At 48.3% G+C, this 26075-nt stretch carries 15 protein-coding genes; 9 read left to right on the top strand and 6 right to left on the bottom strand.

Annotated elements, in window-relative coordinates; all coding sequences use genetic code 11:
- Window positions 1–8 precede the first annotated feature (8 nt).
- On the top strand, window positions 9–1790 hold the full coding sequence (locus JXQ28_09200; GenBank protein ID MBN2277909.1) for a thioredoxin family protein: 1782 nt from the start codon (window positions 9–11) through the stop codon (window positions 1788–1790).
- Between the two features lie 43 nt (window positions 1791–1833).
- Here the strand turns inward: JXQ28_09200 and JXQ28_09195 are convergent, their stop codons facing one another.
- From JXQ28_09195 to JXQ28_09175, 5 genes are all read right to left on the bottom strand, one after another.
- Complete coding sequence (locus JXQ28_09195; protein MBN2277908.1) at window positions 1834–3123, bottom strand: hypothetical protein; 1290 nt, start codon at window positions 3121–3123, stop codon at window positions 1834–1836.
- Window positions 3124–3142: 19 nt separating this feature from the next.
- Window positions 3143–3994: a rhomboid family intramembrane serine protease gene (locus JXQ28_09190; GenBank protein ID MBN2277907.1), complete on the bottom strand. Its 852-nt coding sequence runs from the start codon at window positions 3992–3994 to the stop codon at window positions 3143–3145.
- Window positions 3995–4280: 286 nt separating this feature from the next.
- Entirely contained in the window at window positions 4281–4724 is a 444-nt protein-coding gene (locus JXQ28_09185) for a CoA-binding protein (GenBank protein MBN2277906.1), read from the bottom strand.
- A 3-nt stretch (window positions 4725–4727) separates the two neighbouring features.
- The gene (gene trxA, locus JXQ28_09180) at window positions 4728–5054 is read right to left on the bottom strand and encodes a thioredoxin (protein MBN2277905.1); all 327 of its coding nucleotides are present in this window, start codon (window positions 5052–5054) and stop codon (window positions 4728–4730) included.
- 103 nt (window positions 5055–5157) lie between these two features.
- The gene (locus tag JXQ28_09175) at window positions 5158–9333 is read right to left on the bottom strand and encodes a CoA activase (protein MBN2277904.1); all 4176 of its coding nucleotides are present in this window, start codon (window positions 9331–9333) and stop codon (window positions 5158–5160) included.
- 134 nt (window positions 9334–9467) lie between these two features.
- Here JXQ28_09175 and JXQ28_09170 point away from each other — a divergent pair, with 134 nt between their 5' ends.
- Genes JXQ28_09170 through JXQ28_09135 form a run of 8 tightly spaced genes read left to right on the top strand, consistent with a single transcriptional unit; the run spans window position 9468 to window position 17430 of the window.
- Complete coding sequence (locus tag JXQ28_09170; protein ID MBN2277903.1) at window positions 9468–9914, top strand: D-tyrosyl-tRNA(Tyr) deacylase; 447 nt, start codon at window positions 9468–9470, stop codon at window positions 9912–9914.
- The gene (gene maf / locus JXQ28_09165) at window positions 9898–10530 is read left to right on the top strand and encodes a septum formation protein Maf (protein MBN2277902.1); all 633 of its coding nucleotides are present in this window, start codon (window positions 9898–9900) and stop codon (window positions 10528–10530) included. Before JXQ28_09170 ends, maf begins: the two co-directional genes overlap by 17 nt.
- The gene (locus JXQ28_09160) at window positions 10514–11368 is read left to right on the top strand and encodes a helix-turn-helix domain-containing protein (protein ID MBN2277901.1); all 855 of its coding nucleotides are present in this window, start codon (window positions 10514–10516) and stop codon (window positions 11366–11368) included. The genes maf and JXQ28_09160 overlap by 17 nt, the downstream gene beginning before the upstream one ends.
- Window positions 11369–11950 carry a hypothetical protein gene (locus JXQ28_09155; protein MBN2277900.1) on the top strand — a complete coding sequence of 194 codons (582 nt, stop codon included), beginning with the start codon at window positions 11369–11371 and terminating at the stop codon, window positions 11948–11950.
- Between the two features lie 15 nt (window positions 11951–11965).
- Window positions 11966–15631 (top strand): chromosome segregation protein SMC, encoded by a 3666-nt coding sequence (smc, locus tag JXQ28_09150; GenBank protein MBN2277899.1) that lies wholly within the window; start codon window positions 11966–11968, stop codon window positions 15629–15631.
- Between the two features lie 20 nt (window positions 15632–15651).
- A complete protein-coding gene (gene ftsY / locus JXQ28_09145) occupies window positions 15652–16569 on the top strand; it encodes a signal recognition particle-docking protein FtsY (protein MBN2277898.1) in 918 nt (305 codons plus the stop codon).
- Window positions 16544–16960: a YjbQ family protein gene (locus JXQ28_09140; protein MBN2277897.1), complete on the top strand. Its 417-nt coding sequence runs from the start codon at window positions 16544–16546 to the stop codon at window positions 16958–16960. Before ftsY ends, JXQ28_09140 begins: the two co-directional genes overlap by 26 nt.
- Complete coding sequence (locus tag JXQ28_09135; GenBank protein MBN2277896.1) at window positions 16960–17430, top strand: 23S rRNA (pseudouridine(1915)-N(3))-methyltransferase RlmH; 471 nt, start codon at window positions 16960–16962, stop codon at window positions 17428–17430. Before JXQ28_09140 ends, JXQ28_09135 begins: the two co-directional genes overlap by 1 nt.
- Window positions 17431–17496: 66 nt before the next feature.
- Here the strand turns inward: JXQ28_09135 and JXQ28_09130 are convergent, their stop codons facing one another.
- A complete protein-coding gene (locus tag JXQ28_09130; GenBank protein MBN2277895.1) occupies window positions 17497–25461 on the bottom strand; it encodes a T9SS type A sorting domain-containing protein in 7965 nt (2654 codons plus the stop codon).
- Window positions 25462–26075: the final 614 nt, after the last annotated feature.

Genomic DNA, 26075 nt, shown 5'->3' with positions numbered 1-26075 from the left:
TGGTTCATATGGCGCCGGTTATTTCGCGATCCGCCGTCGAACCCGGGAATACCTGTGACGCCGCCCTGAAAGTGACCGTTTCTCCCGGCTGGCATATTAATTCCGACCGACCGCTCCAGGATTACCTTATTCCGGCGAATCTGGAGATTGATACTCTTTCGGAATTAATACCGCAAGACATTCAATTTCCGGCCGCTTCCGATATAGATTTACTCGGCGAGAAAATGGCGGTTTTCGACGGCGATGTCATTATCCGTTTCTCAGTTTCGACATCTCCCGAGGCAACATCGGGTGACTATATACTGCCGCTTCGATTCACCTATCAGGCCTGTAATGATCGTGAATGCCGCGCTCCCCAAACCGAGGCGGTCGATCTTATGGTAACGGTTGGTTCCGGAGGACGAATTTTGAGTCCCGATATCTTCGGACAGGTCGAGAATAATATTACCGGCGGTGAGGAATACCTGACCGCTAATGAGGTTCAAAAGAATCCCGAAACCGAATCAACACTGGAAAGCCTGATCCGCAACTTTGGATTCTGGGGTTATTTCCTTGCTCTCGGATTGGCTTATCTGACCGGGGTATTGCTTTCTTTTTCGCCCTGTACTTACCCGATGATACCGATTACGGTTTCGGTTTTTGCCGGACAGAATCGCAGTCTGGGACGCGGTTTCATTCTGTCGCTGTTTTATGTGGGCTCAATGGCGATAATGTACGGTTTGATGGGACTGATCGTCTCTCTGGTCGGAGGTGTTTTCGGCGCCTGGCTGGCCAGCCCTCCGGTGGTAATCGGAATTGTCGCGGTCTTTGTGATTTTCGCGCTGTCAATGTTCGGGCTTTTCGAACTTCAGGTTCCCTCTTCCCTGCGGCAGAGACTGGGCGCCAGACAGACTGGAGGCGGGGTCGGCGGGTCGATCGTTCTCGGCATTATCGCCGCCCTGGTGGTTTCACCCTGTGTCGGTCCTTTCGTGGCCGGTATCCTGCTCTATATCGCCACCTATGGTTCACCGGTATTCGGCTTTCTGGTGCTGTTTATTTTTGCCATCGGATTGGGAACACTTTATTTAATCATCGGGACATTCTCTTCGGCCATCAGTGCCCTGCCGGGAGCCGGGATGTGGATGGAATCGGTCAAGAAGTTTTTCGGATTTGTCCTGCTGGTGATGGCTCTTTATTTCTTAAGGACCATCATTTCTGGCGAAATTTATACCATTCTGATGGGCCTGCTTTTAATTGTCTATTCCGTTTTCGGCGGCGGTTTCGACCGGCTCGGCAGTGAAGATAAATTCCTTCCGCGACTCAAAAAACTTCTTGGGTTGCTGGCTTTTATTTTCGGGTTGTACCTGTTGCTGGGGGTCATGATAAATCACGGCTTCATGTCATCAAAGTTATCTGACCGGATTCCATCGTCCGGGATAGCCCATACCAATAGCGAGAAATCGATTGATTGGAGAACCGACCTGGAATCGGGACTGGTCCGGGCCCGTGAGGAAGGCCGTCCGGTTCTGATCGATACCTGGGCCACCTGGTGCGCCAATTGCCGTGTTCTCGATAAGAAAACCTTCGCACATCCCGCTGTTGTGACCGAAATGGAACGGTTTTATCCACTAAGGATTCAACTGGAAACAGCCGGTTCGGATATTTCAAGGGAATTTATGGACCGATTCGGATTGAAACATTACTCCCTTCCGACCGTTCTGCTTCTTGATTCCGGCGGTAACATAAAACGTACTCTGCAGGGCGTAGTCGAACCGGAAGATATGGTAGCTGAAATGAGGAAAATCAGGTAATTCGGCAAAATATTTCTGTTTTATCTATCCTGAGATTATCCGGCTATTTGATCTCGGACTTGTTTTCCATCAGCAACTGCACCAGATCATCTTTAATCATGGCATAAATTTCGTCCTGGTCGAGTTTGTCGACAATCTGCTTAGCCAGTTTTTCAGAGAGGATCTGTACCAGATGCGTCATAAAATGCCGGACATCATCGGGATCCAGATTTATCGATGGCGATTCGGCAGTCCGGTCCGGAGATACCTGATGGTTTACCACAGTTGCCGCCTTACCCTGATGAGGTTGATTCTTCCGCCCGGATGATGATTCCGATGCTATATGCTCGATCTCTTCTTTGAATTTCGAAATGAATTGCTCGACCCCCCCCGGGTTTATAAATGCTTCAGATTTTTCAGAATCGTCGGTCTTCTTGAATCCCGGAGGATTTATCGGTTCAATGGCATCGCTGGTCGGCCGCGATTCTATTTTTTGATCCTGATCCGAGACGCTTTTATCGATCGGATCGGGAGGGGCGACATCTTTCTGCATCTCTTTTAAAAACCAGTCGTAATCATGATTCTCAGGCGGTTTGTTGGGCTTGATAATCGGTTCGATTTCCGGTTCTGCATCGGGATTTAAAAGGCCATATTGGTCGGAGGCAATTTCGAGTCTAGCCGAGGATGAATTATCTTCATTGAGAGATTCATCCTTTTTCTGTTTGACCGGTTGACTGTCATCCCTGATCATCAGGGATTCGACCCTGTCACTGTCTCCGGTATCTTTACCTTCAATTTCCGGCTGATGAATACCATAATCACTATTGGAATCCTTTTTTATTGCCGCCTTGGGTATTTTTACCTGGGTTGTTTTATCCATGACTTCGGAGTTTTCGACTTCGATTCTATCGATCCCGAGAGCCGAATCCAGAAACTCCTCATCGACGGCATTATCCGTGAAGGGGGAAGCGGTCGTCACGCGATCAGCGTCATTTTCCAATCCTCCCCCGACAAAAAGCCGAACCTTATCCATGAAGTCCTTGGGATCGAAAGGGCGCGGCAGAATGACCTCCTCGGGATAGGATAACTGCCGTCCGTCGGGATCGGCAATCAGCAGTAAAGGAATCGAAGCGGTTTGCTCGTTTTCTTCGATCGAGTCGTATAGATACTGACCCTGATCATCCTTCAAATCGGCCCCGATTATAACCATATTTGGCCGGGATGTTACGATCAGTTCCTTTGCTTTGACAACACCGCTGGCGGACACAACGTCATAACCGTTCTGATGCAGTAACGATTCCGCAATACTCCTGATGGCGTCCGATTTTTCGGCAATAAGTATTTTTTTACGCATAATCCCGCCTTACTTTTGTCTATTTATCCTTCTTCGACAGAATCTGGCTGGCGTCTTCCAGAAATTTCCTGTCTTCCCTGGATATATTTTCGATCCCGACTTCATTAATTTTATCAAGAATTCGGTCCACCCGGGACATTATTTCTTCGGCCTCTTTGCGGTTTTTATTCAGTCTGGCTTCCTTGCGACGGTTTTTAATATTTCTTAACCAGTGTATCGGCCTATGCAGACGCCAATCCAGTTTCAAATAGGCAAATCCGACCAGCGCCCCGCCCAGATGGGCCAGGTGAGCCACATTGGGCCCGGCCGCGAGAAAATTAAGCACGAATAAAAGCGGAATCGCCCATTTAACCTGCATGGGAAGGAAAAAAAACAACAGCAGAATACGCCTGGGAAACATCAACCAGTAGGCCGTGAGAACACCATATATGGCTCCCGAGGCGCCGATTATTCGAATCGGAACCGGTATCCCGCTGACATTGGAATAGCCTCCTCCCCCGGACTGAAAAATAAGCGACAGCAGTGCCCCGCCAAGACCGCAGTATATATAGAATTTCAAAAACGATTTCGAACCCCAGGTGCGTTCGATCTCCGTTCCGAACATCCACAGAACAAACATGTTGAAAAACAGGTGAATAAAATTCGCATGGAGAAACATGTATGTCAGCGGCTGGTAAATGGTATTGGGAAAATCGGGGAAAAACCGCGATGGAACCAGCCCGAAAACGCCTGACAGATCAACGCGAAAAAGGTATTCAATTACAAACAGGGCGGTGTTGATAATCAGCAGATATTTTATTACCGGACTGATTGTTCCGGGTCCGATCCGAAGGGACCCCGGTCCGCCGAATTGCGCATTATACGGCCTCATTATTCAACCTATCGGCAAATGCTTTTTCGCTCTAAACTATATATTTAAGGAGTGTCGAAGCCAAAGTCAATACTTAGCTTAAAGACCGGAACCATTTTGTGATGTCCCCGATTTGGAGGATGATTCCGACTGGCTGGTCTTATTTTTGTCCAACTGGACATCGCAGGATGGCCCGATTCACGTATGAACACCCATTTGGGGCAGAATAATTCTGACCAGAACAAACCAGATAACCAGGAGGAGTATTAAAAAGGCAAGATCGTACAAATCCATTTATCACCCGATTCTATCCCGGTAACAAATGCCGATGCTCTTTGTACATACACCTGTCCATTACCATTATCAAACCGGCCTCATCTCCTTTTTTAAAGGCCTCCGGTGATACCACCGACTCCTGCAACCAGACCGCCCCGACTCCGATCTCAATGGCCTGTTCGACAATGTCATAAGCCTCGCGGGACCGTCGGAAAACATCGACAATATCGATTTTATCGGGAATCGACTTTAAATCGGGATAGGATTTTTCACCCAGAATGGTTTCCTCCCGCGGATTGACCGGGATAATCCGATATCCGCGGGTTTGAAGATATTGGGCGACTCCGAGACTGGGTCGGCCGAGCCGCGATGATAAACCCACAACCGCTACCGTCCGGGCCTTTTCCAGTAATTCCCGGATTTTTTCAGCCGATGGATTTTTCCAGCCGTTACCCTCGGGGCCGTAAACAGGCATAAATCAACCCAGCACTTTCTCCACATAACCGGTCAGCTGTGCCTTGGGTAGGGCCCCCACCACCTGGTCCACCAGTTTTCCGTTTTTAAAGAAGAGCAACGACGGGATCGACATAATCCTGAACTGACTGGCGATCTGAGTGTTTTTATCAACATCCATTTTGGCTATCTTTAGCTTACCATCATGTTCTGAGGCCAGCTCCTCAAGTATCGGGGCTATCATTTTGCATGGTCCGCACCAGGGGGCCCAGAAATCGACAATAACCGGAACACTTGATTTCAATACTTCCGATTCAAAGGTACCGTCGCTGATCTCTACCGGTTTACTCATAACTATACTCCTTCATCATTGTAATATTAACTGATTATAAAAAACAAATTAAGCCTTTATTTGTTCCCGGGCGAGGTTGCTGTACTCGATATGGTTCACGCTGTCAGATTCTTTCCAGGTTTATCAGGCGGCAATTTTTGACCTGGTCGACGAAAGCCTCCAGCCGGGTTTCCTCGCCCGTATCCTGAAGACCCTCATAACTGATATTAAGCCAGGGGACATCACCCAGGTCATGCGATATTTTACTTGAGAGTGAGGTAACGATTGTTCCCGGCATGCAGTTAAATGGCATGCAATTGATGATTCCCGAAGCCCCGCGGCGGCGGAAATCGATAGCTTTGCCGATCGAGAGAACCGCTTCTCCCCTGATGGCAACCGGCAGGTATGGCGAAGCCATCCGGACAATTTCCGCGATATGCGGTTCCGAATCAATAGGTATATATTTGCGAAATTTATTCTCGATCCGGGTTTCCTCGCGATGCTGGTAAATTTCCTGCAGGTAGGCGCTGGCGATTTTTTTAAGGCTTTTATCGGCAATGGAATCGAGTTTGTAGGTGTACGTGGTCGAATTGACCCACTCGGTAAAAGTGGCCAGGCGGACTTCCAGGCCGAGTTTTTCAATTTTCTCGATCAGATGATTGTTGGAAAACCGATTGTTTCGCAAATAAATTTCACCTACCAGTCCAACCACCGGTCTTTTAATGGAATCACATTCAATTCGGCTGAAAGCCAGGGCCGCCTTCTCGGACAATTGCCGAATATCTTCATCATGAAGAATGTAATCATCGAGTTGTTTCAGATATATATCATAGACGCGGTTGGATTCACCGGCCTGTCTTTCATAGGGTCTGGTACGAAGAAGACACTTTATCAGGCAATCAACGAACAGAACCCCTCTCCAGCTTATCTTTCGAAAATCGGTTCCTTTTAAGCCGAAATCGGCATAAGAATTCTCCGAGCTGGGCGAATAGATAGGAACATCGTGGTACCCAAGTTCATCAAGGACAATGCGATGAAACTGGCGATACTGGCCAAACCGGCAGGGGCCGTCGGCCCCCGGCATAAAAAAGACCGCCCGGTCACGATTGAAATCTTGGGAATGGATCTTCTTTATCATGTCACCGGTAGTTACAACACAGGGAAAACATTCCTTGCCGGAAGTAAATTTCTTACCGTAAACAAGGCTTTCCTCATCGGGCTCCTCCATTACCTCCGCCCTGACCCCGCATCGTGCCAGTGCGGCCCGAACAGCGTAGGCATGGTCGCACATGTTGGGGATATAGACGACTTTTTCCTCAGGCGTGAATTTCTTATTGGCCGGGGAGAATTCCGTTACCGGGGGTTTGTATTCATAAAAGCGCAAGGAGTCAAGAAAGGCCTCAATCCGGGTAATCATGCCGGCATCGGCCGAATGTTCGTCAACCTCAAGCTGTAAATAAGGTTTTCCAGCCATCTGGCGGCGGAAGAAATGGGAAATAAACGAATCCGGTCCGCAGGCAAAGGAAGTAATATAAACGGCGTAAAGATTGCGATGACGGCGGATAAAATTGGCCGCCGATTGAATTTTTCTTCCATACAACCAGTACATGGTGGCCAGATCCTCGGTCCCCAGATCCAACGGCAGAAAATCCATCGGAATTGTCCTGATCCCCATCTTGCGGATTTTGGATGGGATTTCGAGCGACAGTCTTCGGTCGAAACCGTTATACGGCCGGCTGACAATGATAATACATTTCTCATCCTTCTCTATCGAATCCAGAATTTCCTTTCCCTTGGAAAGCAAATTATCACGGTAACTGTCATAAGCTTTCATACCATTAATGACAGCCGTTCGAACATCCTTGTCAGGTAAACCCATTGCTTTAATTAATGGTCGTAATTGATTGAGCATCTTGGGAATATCACGAAGAATGCTGATTGGGAAGCCGATAAACCTGATGCCCGGCGTGTCGAAATCGAATTTCGTCCCGACAGTATTTGATATCGACTGGACATAGGGACAGATATAGCTGCCATAATCGTCATCCTTGTTGTCGGTAAATCTGATAATTCCCGGCAGGAAAATATAGTCAACCTGTTTTTTAATCAGGTTCTCGACATGCCCAAAGGCCATCTTGACCGGAAAACAGGTTTCGGCGGCGAATTTCTCAAGCGCATTTTCGACAATCTCATGATTGGAAAGATCGGAGTTGACGACTTCATAACCGAGCGTTTCAAAAAACGCCTTCCAGTACGGGTAATACTCGAAGAAATGCAATACTCTCGGTATTCCCACCCGACCACGGTTTAATTTATTCGGATCGACTTTAATATAACGTTTCATGAGATATTGCTGACGCAAATTGGCATAATCGGGTAATTTAACCGGGCTTTCCCTTCTGGCGACATCGTATTTCTCGCACCGACTCCCGTAATACAGCGGCTCCTCGCCCTCCACATCAACCTTATGGATTTCGCACATGTTAGAGCAATCTTCGCAGGTGAAACTGCTGAGGCTGTACTGCCGTTTGGAAAGATCGAAGCCCTTGAATTTCGAACGACTTTGCCCGTTATCAACTTCCATTGCCAAAATGGCCGCCCCGATAGCTCCGGTGACATCATGATGCGGCGGGACGGTGACGTTTTTCCCGGTCAGTTTTTCAAAGGCCGCCACAACGCCTTTATTCCAGGCGACTCCTCCCTGGAAAAAAATATTGTTCCCTATCCGGCGATCCCCCACCACCTTGGTCAGGTAATTGGAGGCAATGGAATAAGCCAACCCGGCTATCAAATCATCGGTACCGGCTCCGGCCCGCTGATGGCTGACCAGATCCGATTCCATAAAGACCGTGCACCTTTCGCCGCATCCCACCGGGCATTCGGCCGCCAGGGCTCGGTCCCCGAATTCCCGTTCGATATTAATTTCCAGTTTTTCCGCCTGCTCCTGGAGAAATGACCCGGTTCCGGCGGCGCAGGCCTTATTCATCTCGAAATCAATAACGGTTTTGTTGTTGAGCGAGATGTACTTGGAATCCTGCCCCCCGATTTCAAAGATAGTATCTACGGTTGGATCGATATTGATGGCCGCAGTGGCTTGCGCCGTAATTTCGTTTTTTATAGTATCGGCCCCGACGAAGTCACCGATCAAATATCGACCCGAGCCGGTTGTTCCCACTCCCAAAATATTTACTCTGGTGCCGACTTCCTCGCCGATTTCCGCCAATCCGCGCCGGACCGCTTCAATCGGCCTCCCCTCGGTCATCAAATAACGCCGGGCCACCACATTCTTATCCTGGTCAATCAAAACCAGATTGGTTGACAGCGAACCGATATCAATTCCCAGATAAACGTCAAGATTATCGAATTCACGGCTGTATTTTTTATTGGTAATATCATAATGTTTGGATGCCGGATAATCAAAGGTCAACCTTTCCCGTCCGGCCGAAGGGACCCCACGGTATTTCAAATAGCCTGCTATTTTTCCGGTATCAATCAGAACCATTTCCGAATCTGCTGATTCCCGAACCAGCAAGGCTGTCCCGACCGCTCCCATGACATTGAACAAATCAGGGATAATCAATTGCCCCGGCTCGAATTCCAGAATTTCGGTAAAAGCCCGAATAACCCCCGGATTAGCCGCTACACCTCCGACAAAGGCCGCCGGGGGGATGAATTTCTTACCTCGGGCAATGGCTCCCTTAAAATTACGAGCCACGGCGAAACACAAACCGGCCACGATATCATAATCGGGAGTGGCAATTTGTTGCAAATGGATCATGTCCGATTTGGCAAAAACCGAGCAACGACCGGCAATCCTCGGGGGATTTTTTGATTTCAGGGCCAGTCGACCGAACTCGTTCTCGATGGAAATTTTCAAACGCCCGGCCTGCTGATCGAGAAACGACCCGGTTCCGGCCGCGCATAGATTATTCATGCTGAAATCAATAACGACTTTTTTATGCGGATCAATCTGGATGAATTTCGAATCTTCCCCACCCATTTCGATAATGGTAACCACTTCGGGGGTAAGAGTAAATGAGGCAGTACTGATAGCATTTATTTCTCCAAAACATTTTCCGCCCAGGATATTGGCGCCGGTTTTGGCCCCGATTCCGGTAAACCCCAGTCGTACCGGTTGACCGGTAAATTCGGTAAATTGAGTATCGAGTATTTCTTTAAGCGTCTGGTACGGTCGGCCGTGAAAACGCCGGTATATAGTCTTTAAAATACGGCCGGTCTGGTTCAGAACGGCTATTTTAACCGATACCGATCCAATATCTATCCCTATTGATAATTTCATATTCTCCATCCTGGATTATTCCTGAGTAAAATGATTGATAAGATTTTTACCCCCTAAATGCAATCATTAATTAAAAGATTTTTACCCCTTTCCTTAATATAGTATATACCATATATTCACGTATTGTTAAGGATATGCGTTTGCTATTACAAAGAGTCAACCGCGCCTCAGTAACGGTGGATAATCGAATTGTGGGCGAAATTGGTCACGGATTTTTGATTCTGGCCGGTTTTCGCGCCGGTGATGACGAAGTGGCTATTCCACGGCTGGCGGATAAGTGCCTTAACCTGAGGGTGTTTGAAGATGAACAGGGGAAGATGAACCGCTCGCTTCAGGATGTCGGCGGACAACTTCTGGTGATCTCGCAATTTACGCTGTATGCCGATTGCCGCAAGGGACGTCGTCCGAGCTTCACCAACAGTTTGCCCCCCGAGCCGGCGGAGCATTTATACAACCTCTTGCTGGATGAGTTTGAAAAATCGGGACTGACCGTCGAAAGGGGCATTTTCGGTGCCAAAATGGATATCAGCCTGATCAACAACGGTCCGGTGACAATACTGCTTGATGATCGGGAAATATAAAAATCTTGCCCATCTGCTGGATCATTATTGCTTGGTCCTGGCCTCCGGTTCACCCCGCCGGATTTTTCTGCTTGATGAAATCGGGATTACCTACCGCCAGATAATTCCCGATATTCACGAAGACAACAATGCTCATATCGATCCCCATGAACTGGCCACCCTTCTGGCCTTAAAAAAAGCTCAGGCTATTCTCGACCGGATGGGATCCGATGAAATCGCTCTGGGATGTGATACCCTGGTGGTTCTTGAAGGACATATTTTGGGAAAACCGTCATCACCCGATGAGGCTTTCCGGATGTTAAACCGTCTTTCCGGGCAGAAGCATACCGTTTGTTCCGGGGTGGCCTTGGTTGACAGGGATGGAAATGAAGAAAGCGCTTATGAACTATCCGACGTCTATTTTCGGGATGTTTCCCCGGAAGCCATACGGAATTATGTGGCGACAGGAGAGCCTCTCGATAAAGCCGGATCCTACGGGATACAGGAACAGGGCGTTTTTTTGGTTGACAGGGTTATCGGAAATATTGATAATGTAATCGGTCTGCCCCGTGATTTGTTGGATAATCTGGCGGCTAAGATGGCTGTTAAAAAGGGCTTATATGGTATTGGACATTAAAGAAATCGGCGCTCTTCTAAAAAAGACAAGAGAAGAGCAGAATCGTGAAATCGAACAACTGGCCGAAGTTCTGAAAATCGCTGAACGATATCTCCTGGCCATTGAAGCCGGGCAGATCGATGAGTTGCCTTCCAATACCAAAATATATTATAACCTGTTCGTTCGATCCTACGCCCGTGAACTGGGACTTGATCCGGATGAACTGCTGGAAAGCATGGATACTGCTGAAGAAAAACCGGAGGGCGATAAAAACGGGGAAACATCGCCGGTATCATCTACCGCCGGGCCGGAAAGGCCTTATGGAGAAACCCCCCTTTACAAAATCGGTCTCTGGCTGGCGGCGGTGGTGGTGGTTATTTTTGTGGTTGTCCTGATTTTATCCCGAACCGGCGGTAAAAAAGGAGATGTGAATGAGACACCATCCGTTACCACCGGAGATGCCTTGCAAATCGAATCGGCCGCATCCGACTCTATCGTGACAACCGGTTTGCCGATCGATTCGATGGAATCAAAGGTTAAAACCGATTCGGTTATCCCGAAGCTGACGGTTAACCATCAGCCGGATTCCCTTAAGATGGGAATCATGGTAAATGAACTGAGCTGGGTTCAAGTTGTCGCTGATGGAAATATCGTGCTCGAGGATAATCTCGATTCCGGGATGACGCGTACCGTGCGTGCGGCCGAGGTATTCCTTATTTCTCTGGGAAATCCCAATGGTGTTCAACTGACTCTGAACGGTCAGTTGCTTCGTCCTCTCTCTCCCCGTGGTCGGCCGATCAAGGATGTTATGATCAGCCGCGAAAATCAGAAAAATTATTATCTGCAGTTAGAGGAATAGGTGTTGAAGAGACTGAAAAGACTATCGGCCGGGATGAAATTACGGATGAAACGCCGTCATTATCAATCAGCGCCGATATCCCTTCCCGATGATCTACGCCGGTTAAAAAACATTCTCATCTGTCTGCCGCCGGGTCAGCGCGAATTGACCATGATCAAACAATTTTTGCCCGACCTTTCAAAAACCTTTGCTGAATCCGAAATTTATCTGATGGCCTCGCCGGGGAGCACCGTATATGATATCTTCCCGCGTAAAGGTTATCGCATTATGACCCCGTCCACCGACCATGTCGGCTGGAACGGTCTGGCCAGCAAAAAATATATCGCCCTGCTCCGGGAGAATAAGTATGACCTGATTCTCGATTTGAATTTGGCTCCCAATTCCTTTGTGCAATCAGTTCTTCTGGAATTCCCCAAAGCCATTAAGGTTGGCAAGGGAAACAGTCTCGGCGCTCCGTATTACAATATCGAGATCAAAACCAAGTTTATTCGAGATGAGAAAAATATATACCGATCAATCATCTCCACTATCGATAAATTAAAAAATCCTGCATCTGCTGGAATCGATACAAGTGCGAATTAATTTTCCGGAGGAAACGTGTACCTGAAAAGATTGGAATTGCTGGGTTTTAAATCATTTCCGGATAAAACAATCATCAAATTCACACCCGGAGTCACATCCATCGTCGGCCCTAACGGTTGCGGCAAAACCAATATTCTCGACTCCATTCGCTGGGTTCTGGGCGAGCAGAAAGTGTCTCTGCTCCGCGGAACCAAGATGGAAGAAATAATTTTCAACGGTACCCGCGATGTCAAACCGCTTGGCATGGCCGAAGTGACCCTGGTTGTCCAGAATAATAAAGGGGTTCTACCCACCGAGTATAACGAAGTTCAGATCACCCGCCGCCTTTTTCGCTCCGGTGAATCCGAGTACCTGTTGAACAAGGTCCCCTGCCGGTTGAAAGACATCCAGGAGTTACTTATGGATACCGGCATGGGTTCGCATATATATTCGGTTATCCAGCAGGATATGATTGAGGCCATTCTTTCGGATAAAGCCGATGAACGGCGTTTTCTTTTCGAGGAAGCGGCCGGGATTTCCAAGTATAAGAATCGCAAGAAAGCGGCTCTGCGGAAACTCGATGCTACCGAGGGCGATCTGCTTCGTCTGAAAGATATTGTGGCCGAGGTCAACAGTCAGGTCAACGCCCTCAAACGACAGATGAATAAAGCCCAGCGATACAAAAGCCTGTCCGAGGAATTGAAAGCCTGGGAGATATTCTTAAGTAAAAACAACCTGACACAACTGGCCCGGGAACGGCATGAGTTATTGATAAAGCGCGATCAGGCCTCCGATATCAAAATCAAGGCTGATACCGATATCGACCGCCTGTCCGCCATTCAGGAAGAAGACCGTAAGCGGTTGACCGATATCGACCGCCTGCTGACCGAAGCCGGCAATGAAATCTATATTAAATCCGAGGAGGCCCATGCCGTTGAGATGGAAATCACCCAGCTTCGGGAAAGACGTGATCATGCCCGGCAAACTCGCGAAAAAAATCTGCTTGATATCGAGGCCTTCAAAAAACGCAAAAGCATTTTGTATGAACAAATCGATGAAATAGAAAAAAATCTGGTTTCACTTGATGAGGAACTGGCCCGAACCGACCGCGAAACGGAAAATGCCCGGGTCAGTCTATCATCTGTCGATGAGGAACTTCTCGCGGCCCGACGCGATCGCGATGAAATCCACAAAAAACTGATGGCGGTCGAAAACCAGTTGACGGCAGGACGCAGCGATGATTCTAACCTCAAGGAGCAGAAGTCCGAAATTGATTCCGGTCTGGCCAATTATGACATTCGCACCGAGGAATTGAATAACAGGAGAAATGGCCTGGTTGATAGCCGATCAGCACTGGAAACGGAACTGACTTCTCTCAGAGAAAAAATGATCACTCTCCAGTCGGAACGGACTGAACTGGAAGAGACTGTCGTTACCCTGAACGAACAGGCAGAAGAGGTCTCGGGGAATATTTTCGATCTAACCGCTTCTCTCGAGGCCGCCGAGGCCCGATGTCATCTCCTCAAGGAAATGGTAACTCAGTACGAGGGTTACGGTTCCGGAGTCGTGGCGGTCATGGATATTCGGGAACGATGGCCGGGGCTGGTGGGAACCGTGGCCGATAATTTTACTCCCCGGCCGGGTTTTGAAGAAGCTGTCGAAACCGCTCTGGGGGAACTGGCTGAATTTATGATCTGCCATGATCGGACGACCGCCGAGGATATCATTGCCTACCTGAGAAACGAAAAGAAAGGCAAAGCTGGTCTTCTTATAGCCGAGATGGCGGATTCCGAGAATCCCCCGACCAGGCCCCATTTGCATGATGAGGGATTTATCGGCTGGGCTGATGATTATGTGGCGACCCCGGACGATTTCAAACCGCTGGCAAAATTGATACTCTCCCGGATTGCTCTGGTTCAGGCCGAAGCCGCCGAACGTATCATGGCTCAGCTTCCGCCCTTTTTCACATTGGTGACGCCTGAAGGGAAACAATTCCAGGGGAAAGCTGTTGTCTCGGGCGGATCGCGTGAGGGTGTATCTTTACTTGGCCGTAAAGAAAAAATCCGGGAGCAGGAGCAACTTATAAATGATCTCCGAGATAAGTTGAATATCGAGCGGGAATCGCGCAACCGGATAACCTCATCGGTGGGCGCCCGCCAGGCGGAATTAGGAGATATACACAATCGTCTGGAATCTCTGCGGGAGGAAATCGAAAAAAGCGAGCGCGAAATAACCGCCAGAAAATATGAAATCGAGATGACGGCCGGCGAAATGCACCGGATTGCAAGGGATCGGAAAGAACTCGCGGTCAAGCTGGAATCACTGCAGAATCGGCAGTACAGCCTGGATTTGAATTACGATCAACTGGCCCGGGAAAAAGACAATATTACCGCCGAGCTTCAGGAGCAGGATAAACGGATCAAAATTCTTGAAACCGGATCCGATGAAGCCGAGGCGAGTTATTCCAATCTCCAGATTCGGCAGATCGAACTTAAAAGCAAGAAACAGCAATTGCAGAGCCAGATCAAACATACCAATGAATTGGTTTTTGAAATCGACAGCAATTCCCGCGATAAATCCGACGAGATTGTTCGGGTCGAATCCGATACCCGGGATGTCGGCGACAAAATCAATGAACTGGAAATCAACCTGAAGGCGGCTTTCGACGCCCGGTCCGAAATATCCGAGCGCCAGAACAAGATCCGTGACGAGTACTCGGCACTTCAGGAACAGATTGATAATCGCGAAAGGGAAATTAAAACCACGCGGCAATCACGCGAAGAAGCCGGCAATAATCTTCATGATATCGAAATCAGGATGACTGAAATCGATTCGGAGGCGAAGAATGTCCGGCAGAAAATTCAAGAAGAATATGATCTTGATCTCGAAGAAATTACGGCTGAGCCGCCTGATCCCAATGTCCCGGTCGAAGAACATCCGGCACGGATGCAGGAGTTAAAGGAACGATTAAAAGATTTCGGCGGAGTCAATTTACTGGCCCTGGAGGAATATGATACCGCCCGGGAACGCCAGGAATTCCTGACCACTCAGATGGAAGACCTGCTGAGTGCCAAATCGACTCTCCAGTCGACTATCTCGAAAATCAACCAGACTGCCAAACGGTTGTTTATGGAAACCTTCGAAAAAGTGCGGCAGAATTTCAAAGAGGTTTTCGAGGAGCTCTTTACCGGCGGCGAGGCTGATATCAACCTGGTGGATATCGAGGATCCGCTCGAATCGCCGATTGAAATCACCGCCCGCCCCCGAGGCAAGAAACTGCTTTCGATTGCCCAGATGTCGGGTGGCGAGAAAGCTCTGACCGCAATCTCTCTTCTTTTCTCCATATATCTGGCGAAACCGTCGCCGTTTTGTATTCTGGATGAAATCGATGCCCCGCTGGATGATGCCAACATCCATCGGTTTTTAAGAATTATCCGCACCTTCTCCGAGCAAACCCAGTTTATTATCATCACCCATAACAAAATCACCATGGAGGCGGCCGATATCCTGTATGGTATTACCATGGAACAGCCCGGTATCTCGAAAGTCCTCTCGGTACGTTTCAATGACGAAGATGAGGAGCGTATAATCGACACTGCGGTACGTGATGAGAAACCTGCCGTGGAGCCGGATATCCCGGAGGCCGTCAGAGAGCGAATGACCAGCCAGGTCAATATCGGCAGTACCGATGAAACCGAATAATCCAGGATTTAAAATAAACTATGTTCTCTAAATTGAAGAGACTCAGGGAATCCCTGAGCAAGACGCGCAGTAATATCTTCGGGAAAATCGGCCAGCTTATCGGCGGCCGCAGAATAGATGATGATCTTCTCGAAGAGATCGAAGAGATTTTACTCAAAGCTGATCTTGGGGTTGAAGCGACTGACCGTATAATCGACCATCTCCGCGAGCAGGCCCGCCAGGAAAAAATCTCGCAATCGGAGGATGTCTTCAGTCTATTAAAAAAAGAAATATCGGACATACTCGAAAAAAACCTCATCGGATCATTTCTGGATAACAATCATAAGCCAGTGGTATGGCTAATCACCGGAGTCAATGGGACCGGCAAGACCACCACCGTTGGGAAGCTGGCCCGTTATTTCAAAGATAACGGCAAATCGGTGATGATTGCCGCCTGCGACACCTTTCGGGCGGCGGCGGTGGAACAACTGGAAATCTGGGCTCAGCGTTCCGGGGTTGATTTTATCCGTGCCCATACCGGGGCCGATCCAGCTTCGGTGGCCTTTGATGCCGCCAATGCCGCCAAATCCCGGAATATTGATTTTCTGCTGGTCGATACCGCCGGACGTCTTCACACCAAGGCCAACCTGATGGAGGAATTGAAAAAAATCCGAAGGGTAACCGAAAAAGTGATTCCTTCCGAATATATCTTTTCCAAATTGATTTTAGATGGCACAACCGGTCAGAATGCTCTTTCCCAGGTCAAGGTTTTCGCCGATGCCGTCGGTTGCGACGGGCTTATTGTTACCAAGCTGGATGGTACCGCCAAGGGCGGTATTATAGTGGCTATCGCCGAGGAATTATCAGTTCCGGTCGATTTCATCGGTATCGGGGAAAAAATCGAAGACCTGCAACCCTTCAATTCCCGGGATTATGTCGAGGCCCTTTTTGAAAGTTGAACAGATACAGGTCACTACTCACCGGAGAAACGAACTACTGGATATTACCCGATTGATCCAGGAATATATCGACCGAATCAATCTGGATGACGGTGTGATTATTCTCTGGGTGCCGCATACAACCGCCGCTTTAACAATTAACGAAAATGCCGATCCTGATGTGGTCAGGGACATCCTCTTTAAAATGGAAAGAGAGTATCCACAGCAGGATAATTACCATCATGGTGAGGGTAATTCCGATGCCCATATCAAGTCCTCCCTGTTCGGTCCGTCCCTGAACCTGATCGTCGACAGCGGCAAGCTCTTGCTGGGAACCTGGCAGGCCGTTTATTTTTGCGAATTCGATGGGCCGCGAAAGAGAAAATTATACTTAAAGGCATTATCCGGCTGATGTTAAAAATCAACATTATTGCGGTCGGCAAGAATAAGGAAACCTGGGTTGAAGAAGCGATCAATCACTATCTTAAACTGCTTGCCAGGCATGCCTCGGTATCTTTCATATATATCCCGGACCTCAAGAAGAGCCGGGAGCTTGATAATCCCGAACTCCCCCGTCTGGAAGCGCCTCTGATCTTTAAAAAAATAAAATCATCCTGTACCGTGGCCTTAGTAGATAAGGGGAAAACTTACACCTCTGAAGAATTCGCCGAGTACATTAGCGGATTGATGATGACCTCCGGCGGATCTGTGGATTTCATCATTGGCGGCATCCATGGATTGGATAAGTCAATTCTCATTACTTGCCGTGAGACTCTCTCCCTTTCCCCCATGACCATGTCGCATCAGCTTATTCGTCCGGTTCTTCTGGAGCAGTTGTACCGGGCCTTTTCCATTCTTTCAGGCGGCAAATACCATAAATAAAATGAGCCGATCGGCGTATGGCCGACCGGCTCGCTTATGAAGGAAAGCGTACCGCAGTTAAATGGATTATTTTATCATGGTCATTTTCCTGGTAGTCTTGAACTGCCCGGCCGTGACCTTGTACAGGTAAATTCCGGAGGCGACCGTCCGTCCATCGGACCCGGTGCCGTCCCAGGTAATCGAAATCACACCAGGATCGGAATCACCGCCGAATTGTCTGACCAGTTGACCATTAACATTATAAATCGTCATATCCCAGTGACAGGCGACCGGCAACGACAGATCAATAGTCGTAATCGGATTGAACGGATTGGGATAATTCTGTGAAACCATGAAATCTTCCGGCAACAGTTTGAGGGTGTTGCTGGAGGTCATGGCTTCGCCATGGAAACTGGCAAATGAGGTTTCCACCAGGGTAATATTCCCCTGCCCGCTGTAGGATAATTTCAGAAGTTCACCGGTTCCGCTCTTAATTGTGCGGCTCGGCTCGAAACTGTATATCAGGATTCGGATTTCCGAATCGGAAATGCTGTAAGCCAGTTCCATACCATCAGCCAGATCGCCGAGTTGCGGCGGTTCCGGAACCAGGCCTTCGTACTGGAAGACCAGGAATCCGGCTCCGGCGGCACAGGCGCTCCGGGCTTCGACACTGAGTGAGCCATGGTTGTCGCCAACCGCCAGATCGATATTCAGATTATGCGGCGAGACTTTGGGGATCATGGTGGCATCACCGATAATGACCCGGATCAAATAAACCAGGTCAGCCACTGATAGGGCATAACCATCGGCGTTTATATCGGTCGCCGCAATCTGACCATCCACATTGACAACGAATGCCGCCAGACCGTGGATGAAATAATTGGTGAAAACCACCGCGTCTGCGATCTCATAGGCCACGCCGTTCAAATTGACATCGCCCCGGTCATCGATTTCCTCGGGATGTTTAACGCATATCCCGCCGTTGTGTAAATAAACGCAACGGACCGGTTTTGTCTTATCTCCAACCATACAGCTATCGGGAGCGCCGGTATTAGCGAGACGGGCGCTTTCAGGGAAGTGGATGTCATCAGATTCATCCCAGATAACACTTCCGAAGGGGCCGTATATTCTGGAATCGACATACAGAATATCACCGATGGTGTTGGAGAAGGAATTGTCACCGCAATCGGCCCAGACAAAACCGATCGGCAAATACTGGCCGCCAAGATTTTGATCATTGACCACACGCATTAATAATTGCGATAGAATCCCGTCGGGACTCAGCTGTTCCGAAGGCGGGTGGTACGGTCCATCGTTTTGATCGGCAATACCGACCAGGTGCACTAGACCCGATGGACATCCTGATCCGCAGTCTTCGCTGGGAATATTATAAATGAAGTACTCCCATTCACTGATGGCCGAGCCCTGAGATGCATACATGAAGATCAGAGCCGAGGCATCATAGCCAATCAGAAGATCAAAACCACCGATTTCCTCACGGGTATCAATCGTAACATACACAGGAACCCTGGATCCGACCACAAAGCAGGAATCAGTTTCAATAGCGACCTCGACACATACCGAACAGGCGGCCGACGGGAATACCGTTACCTGGAATGTCTTTTCGTCAATCGAGCAGCCATCACTGGCCCGGAAACAGAATTCGTAGGTCGTATCCATGTTGTCGGGAGTGAAACAGACATAACCGCTGTCATCGCAGACGGCGAAATATTCGCCGGGACCGCAGGTTTGGGTTATGGTTAATTCTCCCTCGCCCGAATCTTCGGCAAAGATACCGTCAATGCAAATCTGGCCTTCATCATCATCACACCACGGAATCATAACATCTTCCGGAACTGTCAAAACCGGCGGATCATCCTGAATAATCGTAAGATTAAGTTCGCAGGTGTCCGCGCCGCAATTGGATGAGGCAATAATGGTTATCTCGTGAAGACCGGCCTCCGACACCGGTACACAAACCATCCCGCCGGAGTATTCCCCTTCAGGAAGAACCGTGACCTCCGCTTCGGCGCCAACCACACCGACATTGAAACATACTTCATCGACTTCCGCCAGGCAGACCAGGGTATCGATATCACCCGGACAGGTTAACTCCGGAATTTCGTTTATAACGATGTCGGCTTCCACATGGCAGGTATCGATGTTGCATGGAGTCGCCGCAATTATGGTAAACATATAATGACCGGTAGTATCGGCCATGAAGGAAAAGGTTTTGGTTGTAAAATTGTATGTACCGTAAGGAAGAATACTTACCGAGGCCGAACTCGGTGTAATCGGCAGAAGAAGATTCACCGTACCGGGGGAACATAGAGATACCGCCACCGGCAGATCGGGACATATAATACCGGCATACTGATCGATAATGACATTGACTTCAATAATACAGGTGTCGGCACCGCAGTCTTCGGTGGCAATTATCATTGACTCGTAATGACCGGAAGTATCGACATACATGCATAATTCGCCATCAACATAGATGCCATAGGTGGCGATCACTTCGGCCGTCGATGGGCTAATTGAAATCGGGATACAAAGTTGTCCCGGATCACAGAGATGTTTGGTGATAGGTTCGGCCGGACAATCGATTACAGCCACCGCTCCGGTCGTTACCGTTACACAAACCGTATCCCGACCGACCGCTTGGCATTCATCATAAGCCGAAATAATCAGGCAGTGACTACCAACATTCTCCGGCGTAAAACAGACTTTTTCGGCTTCTGAATCGTAATAACCCATAGGCGAAACAACTATGGAATCAAGAGCATTATCCCGATCAATGATTTCGACAGGGATGCAGACCTCCTCATAATTGCACTGGAAAACACCGGTATCCGGCCCTGCTGAGACCACGGGAGCGTGATTGAATACGACCGCAATACTCAAGTGACATGTGTCAGCCCCGCATTCGGATTCCGCCGCAATAGTCAGGTCGTATATGCCCTCGGTATCAGCCATGAAACAGATCTCCCCGTTTTCAAAACTGCCCACGGGACTGATTGAGACCTCGGCATCCTGGGGAATGATATCTATCGGCAAACAGACTGCTTCAGGTCCACAAAGGAATACGGAGGTGTCCTCGGGGCAGGTAATCTGGGCAGGTTGTCCGATTTCAACATCGAATGTTAACTGACAGACATCACTGCCGCATTCAGCCTCGGCCGTAATTTCAATCAAGTAAACTCCGGAAGTGTCAGCTTCAAAACACAACTGCCCATCGGCAAAAGTACCGTATGAAGGTGTTACGGTTGCATTAAGCGGACTGATCCCGAGTTCATAGCAAACGGTTTCCGGGCCGCACAGGAAATTATAAATCGGTTCGGCCGGGCAATCAATTACAGCCGCTTCACCGGTGGACACGGTTACTATGGTCGTGTCGCTGGCCGAGAGATAACATTCATCGGTAGCGGTGGTAATAATAGTATAGACTCCAGCCGTGGTCGGAGTGAAACAAACCCGGCCGGTTTCACTGTCATAATAACCGATATTGGTGGAAATAGATTCGATGTTGACATCGGGATCAACTACCACGACACCAAAACAGATTTCATTAAAAACACACTGGAAAACATCGAAATCAGCTGCCGAAGTGACTGATGGACTTCTGTTCTCGATAACATTTATAACAACCGTATCGGCGTCTATGGCATTACATGAATCGATGGCTTCGACAATAATCGTATGTGAACCGGCTTCATAATCTTCAAGACAGACATAACCATTAGTCAGCTGCCCGCCGTAAGCTGTTATCGATTTAAGATTATTATCGATATCGGTAATGGTAACCGGTATGCAGATCGGATCCCACTCACATATTACAACGGTGGTGTCATCGCCCAGCACCACTTCGGGATTGCTGTTGAGATATACGTTAACCTGGGTGGTATCGGCCTTGGTGAGCCCGCACTCGTCGACTGCGGTAGTAATAATATTATAATTTCCGGCTTGAGTCGGCATGAAACAAACCCGACCGGTGGCGGAATCATAATTTCCATCTAGCGAGACCGTTACCGACTCAATATTATCATCGGCATCACTGATATCGACCGGGAAGCAGATTTCAGTCAGGCCGCAAAGGAATTCATCGAAATCCGGGGCAGATACTACGTCCGGTGCGCTGTTCATTTCAACATAAACAACGGTCGAATCATAGTCGGTTTTGCCGCATCGATCAATCGCCATGGCAACAATGGCATATCGGCCCGGGGTCGTGGGTGTAAAACAGATACGCCCGGTTATGGCATTATAGATCGTTCCCGGGGTTACAACGATTCGGACGATATTATTATCGACATCGCTGATACCGACCGGGATACAAACTTGTTCGGGGCCGCACAGCGAAACATTCATATCCGGATTCATAATTACCAGCGGTCTTGAATTCAAAGTTACATTCACGGTAAACTGGCAACTATCTTTGCCGCACTCGTTCTCGGCGACTATTTTAAGATTTTTTGTGACCGAACAGTTGGTATAAAAACAGATCGTGCGGCTGCCATGATCATACCAGGCTGATGCCGGATAAACAGTCACGTCGGCATCCTCAGGTATTCCGCCAATCTCATAACAGAGAGTATCGGCGGCGCAGATAAATTCGGAGATATTTCCGGGACATTCCAGCGTAATCGGCTGACCTGTCTCTATCGTCACAATGGTCGTGTCTTTATCATATGCCTCGCAGGCGTCGTAGGCGGTGGTAATAATATAATAGACACCGGCCGATTCAGGCGTGAAACAAACGAAACCGTTGGAATATGTGCCGATGTTGCTGGTTATCGAGACGATATTATTATCTCCGTCGGTAACCGCCACCGGGATACATATTTCATCTTCCCAGGTACAGGTAGTCAGACTCGTATCCGGTCCGGAGGTGACCACCGGCGGGGTGTTAAGCTGGATATTGATACAAACGGTCGCAGTATCGCTACCGCACATATCGGCCGCGGTAATATCGAAGCAGTAAGTTCCGGCAGTATCGGCATCAAACGTAAGAATACCCGTTTCCGGATCAATTGTCCCATCACTGCTGATCAGAGAGAATGTTATCGGGTCATCCTCGGGATCAACCGCCAGGATATAATAGCTTATTATCTGACCGGGCAGGCATTCAAAATAGTCACCGTTCCCGGATGTTATTTCAGGAGAGGCGTTAAAAGTGATATCGACAGCGAATGAACAGGTGTCAACACCGCATTCGGCCTCGGCAGAAACATTGATTACATAGTGACCTGAGGAATCAGCCCGAAAGCAAATTTCGCCATCGGAGTAAGAACCTATTGGCCAGATATTGATGCTAACTTCATCGAGCGTGATTTCCAGCGGAAGACAAACCTGATCGGGGCCGCATAATTCGATCGTCGTATCATCCGGGCAGATTATAACCGGAGTCTGGCCAATTTCAATATTAAATGTCAGCTGGCAGGTGTCTGAACCGCAAAGAGCATCAGCAATGACATCGATCACATAAGTTCCCGTCGTGTCGGCCAGAAAGCATAATTGACCATCAGTATATTCACCATATGAAGCCGTAACATTTGTATTAGCAGGCGATATTTCCAGAGGATAGCAGATTGTTGTCTGGCTGCAGACACTCATGTCAATCGGATTCTCAGGGCAAATGATATTGGCGCTTTCCCCGGTGGCTACGCTGATAACTACCGTATCCTCATCGGAGGCGTAACATGAATCGGAAGCGGTTATGATAATCTGATAATCACCAGCGCCGGGCGGCGTAAAACATACCCGGCCATTTTCAGAATCGTAATATCCCGGATTGGCCGATATAGTCTGAAGATTGCCATCAAAATCATTGGCATCTATATCGAAACAAATTTCTTCAAAAACGCACTGAAAGACATCGAGATTTTCCGGTCCAGTAACCACGGGAGGAGAATTAATTTCCACCGTAACCGTTATCGAATCACGGAAGACAGCACCGCACTCATCAACCGCCTCCAGGACAAAATCATATTCTCCCGCCTGTTCGGGTGTAAAACAGATAAATCCCCCGGAATATGTCCCGGTACCAATCAGATTGACCGTCTCAAGATTATCATCCGGATCATTGACTGCAACCGGAATGCATGTCTGAGCCGAGGCGCAGAGAAAGACAGTGCTGTCGGACATCGATATAAGAGGCGGCCGATTATAATTTACGGTGACCATTGAAAGAGCGGTATTTTTGTGACCGCACGAATCGATGGCCGTAATTTCGATTTTATAAACACCGCCCGTATCATCGGGAGTAAAACAGATCATGCCACTTTCGGAATTATAATACCCTGGCGAACTGACGGTAACCGATGACAGGTTGTCATCGGGATCGGAGATCGAAACCGGCAGACATATTTCTTCAAGATCACAGAGGAAGAATGAAGCCTCGGGAGTTAATTCCACCACCGGCGCGGAATTCAACTCAACAAAGACCTCGATAGAATCTATATCCGATACACCGCAGTCATCAATGGCCTGAACATAAATCGTGTTAAAACCGGCCGTTTCAGGCGTAAAACAGATTTTCCCGGTCGTCTCATTATAACTTCCTTGCGGGGTAATGATGATCTCGGACAAGTTATCGTCGATATCGCTGATACCGACCGGAAGACAAATTTCATCAAGATCGCATAATTTGACAGTCGTATCCGGCGCCAGAATGACCAGCGGGGCCGAGTTCATCGTCACATCAACCTGGAACATACAGCTGTCCCGGCCGCATTCCGTATCAACCACAACCTTGAGATCTTTTTTCACAGTGCAATTGGTGAAGAAACAAATCTTTCCGGCCTCGGCATCATACCAGGCCGATGGCGGAGATACACTTATTTCGGCATCAGGAGGAATTTCACCCGGATCGAAACAAATGGTATCCGGACCGCAGATGAAGACCGAAGTGTCACCGGGACAATTCAGGCTGAATGTTTCCCCTTTGACCACAGTGATAATGACCGTATCTCTCGGATTGGGAGGACAGGCATCATCCTTGGTATATTCGCCGCGAAGGCATTTATCGGTCGCTTCGTAAATGAATGTATAATCGGCCGAATCAACATCGTCCGGAAGAAAACAGGTTATCCCGGATAAAGCGCCGGTCATGCTGAAAACCCCGGGACCACTCCACTGGATTATTTCGATTATATCGCCGGCATCGGGATCAGCCGCAAATATTTCAAAACAAATCGAATCCGGCTGGCAAATATAAAACTTTTGATCGGGATTGTCGAACGACGGCGAAGTGTTGACACCCACAGTGACACATATTTCGGCCGTATCGGTGCAATATCCGTCGCTGACCATAATCGTATGGCAATATATCCCCGGTTCCTTGGACCAGAATTTCAATGAACCGGTCAGGCTGTCGAGTGTTCCCTCACATGATACCCGTCTGAATGTAAGCGGATCGCCATCGGGATCCGAAGCTTCGACCAGGATGGTTACATAACCCTGAGTCGAACATAATAATACGGTGGTATCGCTGGAGGTGATCTGCGGCGAACCGTTGATATCGACAGTATATGATTTGGTGACTATAACCGAATCGCCCTCGCTGTCTTTGGCCATCAGGGCGATGTCGAAATCGCCGGAACCGGCCGGCGTATATTCATAGATAACCTCAACCGGGGAAGGTCCGGATTGCGTTGATATCGATCCCGGTCCGGACAGCTGAGTTATGGTTATAACCCGGCTGAAATTGGTATCCTTGACCACGAAAGTGTCAGAGATAGTACCAAAATCACAAAAATAGAAACTCTCAAAGTCGAGAAAATTATAAAAATAGGGATTCGATGATGGAGGCGTCGCATTATCGGTTGCCCCTTCACCATCACCCATAACCCCGATTAAAGTCATCGTGCCATCATCAGTAATATCGGAGTTCTTCGAATCCGCCTTGTAGCCGCTGCCAGGGTATGCCTCAGCGGCAATATCATAATATGGCAGGCGGTGGCTGCCGGTTTCCGCAAAAGACCCATACGCTAAAGCAATGCTTAAAATGATTATGGAAACCGCAACTTTTACAAAGAGTTGCAACCTAATCATCCTTCCTCCATAAGTTCAATAGTCGCTCCTAATTATTATGACAATGGCGGTAAAGGGCATAAGGAGACTAGACTATAGTCATTTTCAGTTACGCTAACCTTCATCAAAACTGTACTGGCCCAGATAATAATTCGCGTGTTAATAAGACCCTGTTGTAAAAGGCGAGTACTGCTGCAAAACCATTGATAATATATTCTTATTCGCCAATAAGTCAAGGTATTTCTGGTCTGGTTTACCGGCCCGAAATTGTTTTCTAACATTCTCTTATCGCCACTTGAACAAATCCGCATGGAAAACCTCCGTCTTGCCTTTGACCCGTACCGATATGCGTATTTATTCGTACAGGTTGAAACCATGCAACTTCCGTATATGCAATATCCTTGCCTTTTTAATATGAAGCTTGATTCTTCCCAATTTTGGATGGCAGGCATCTCCCCAATCTGATACAATTATGTCAGAAGGCTATCTAAGTTACTGTTAATTAGTGGGTTAGGCTGTTGTGCGATTTTCTGACAATTGTTCCATCCAAGACAGAAATATTAAAATATTGCGGCGGGGTATCAACTCTTGAGGATTAAAACAGAATAATATGCATGATTATGCAGGCTTTTGTT

This window comes from Candidatus Zixiibacteriota bacterium, assembly GCA_016933955.1.
Classification (GTDB): Bacteria; Zixibacteria; MSB-5A5; order GN15; family PGXB01; genus JAFGTT01.
Note: the sequence above shows the minus strand (reverse complement) of the source record. Positions and strands in the feature narration are given on the sequence as shown.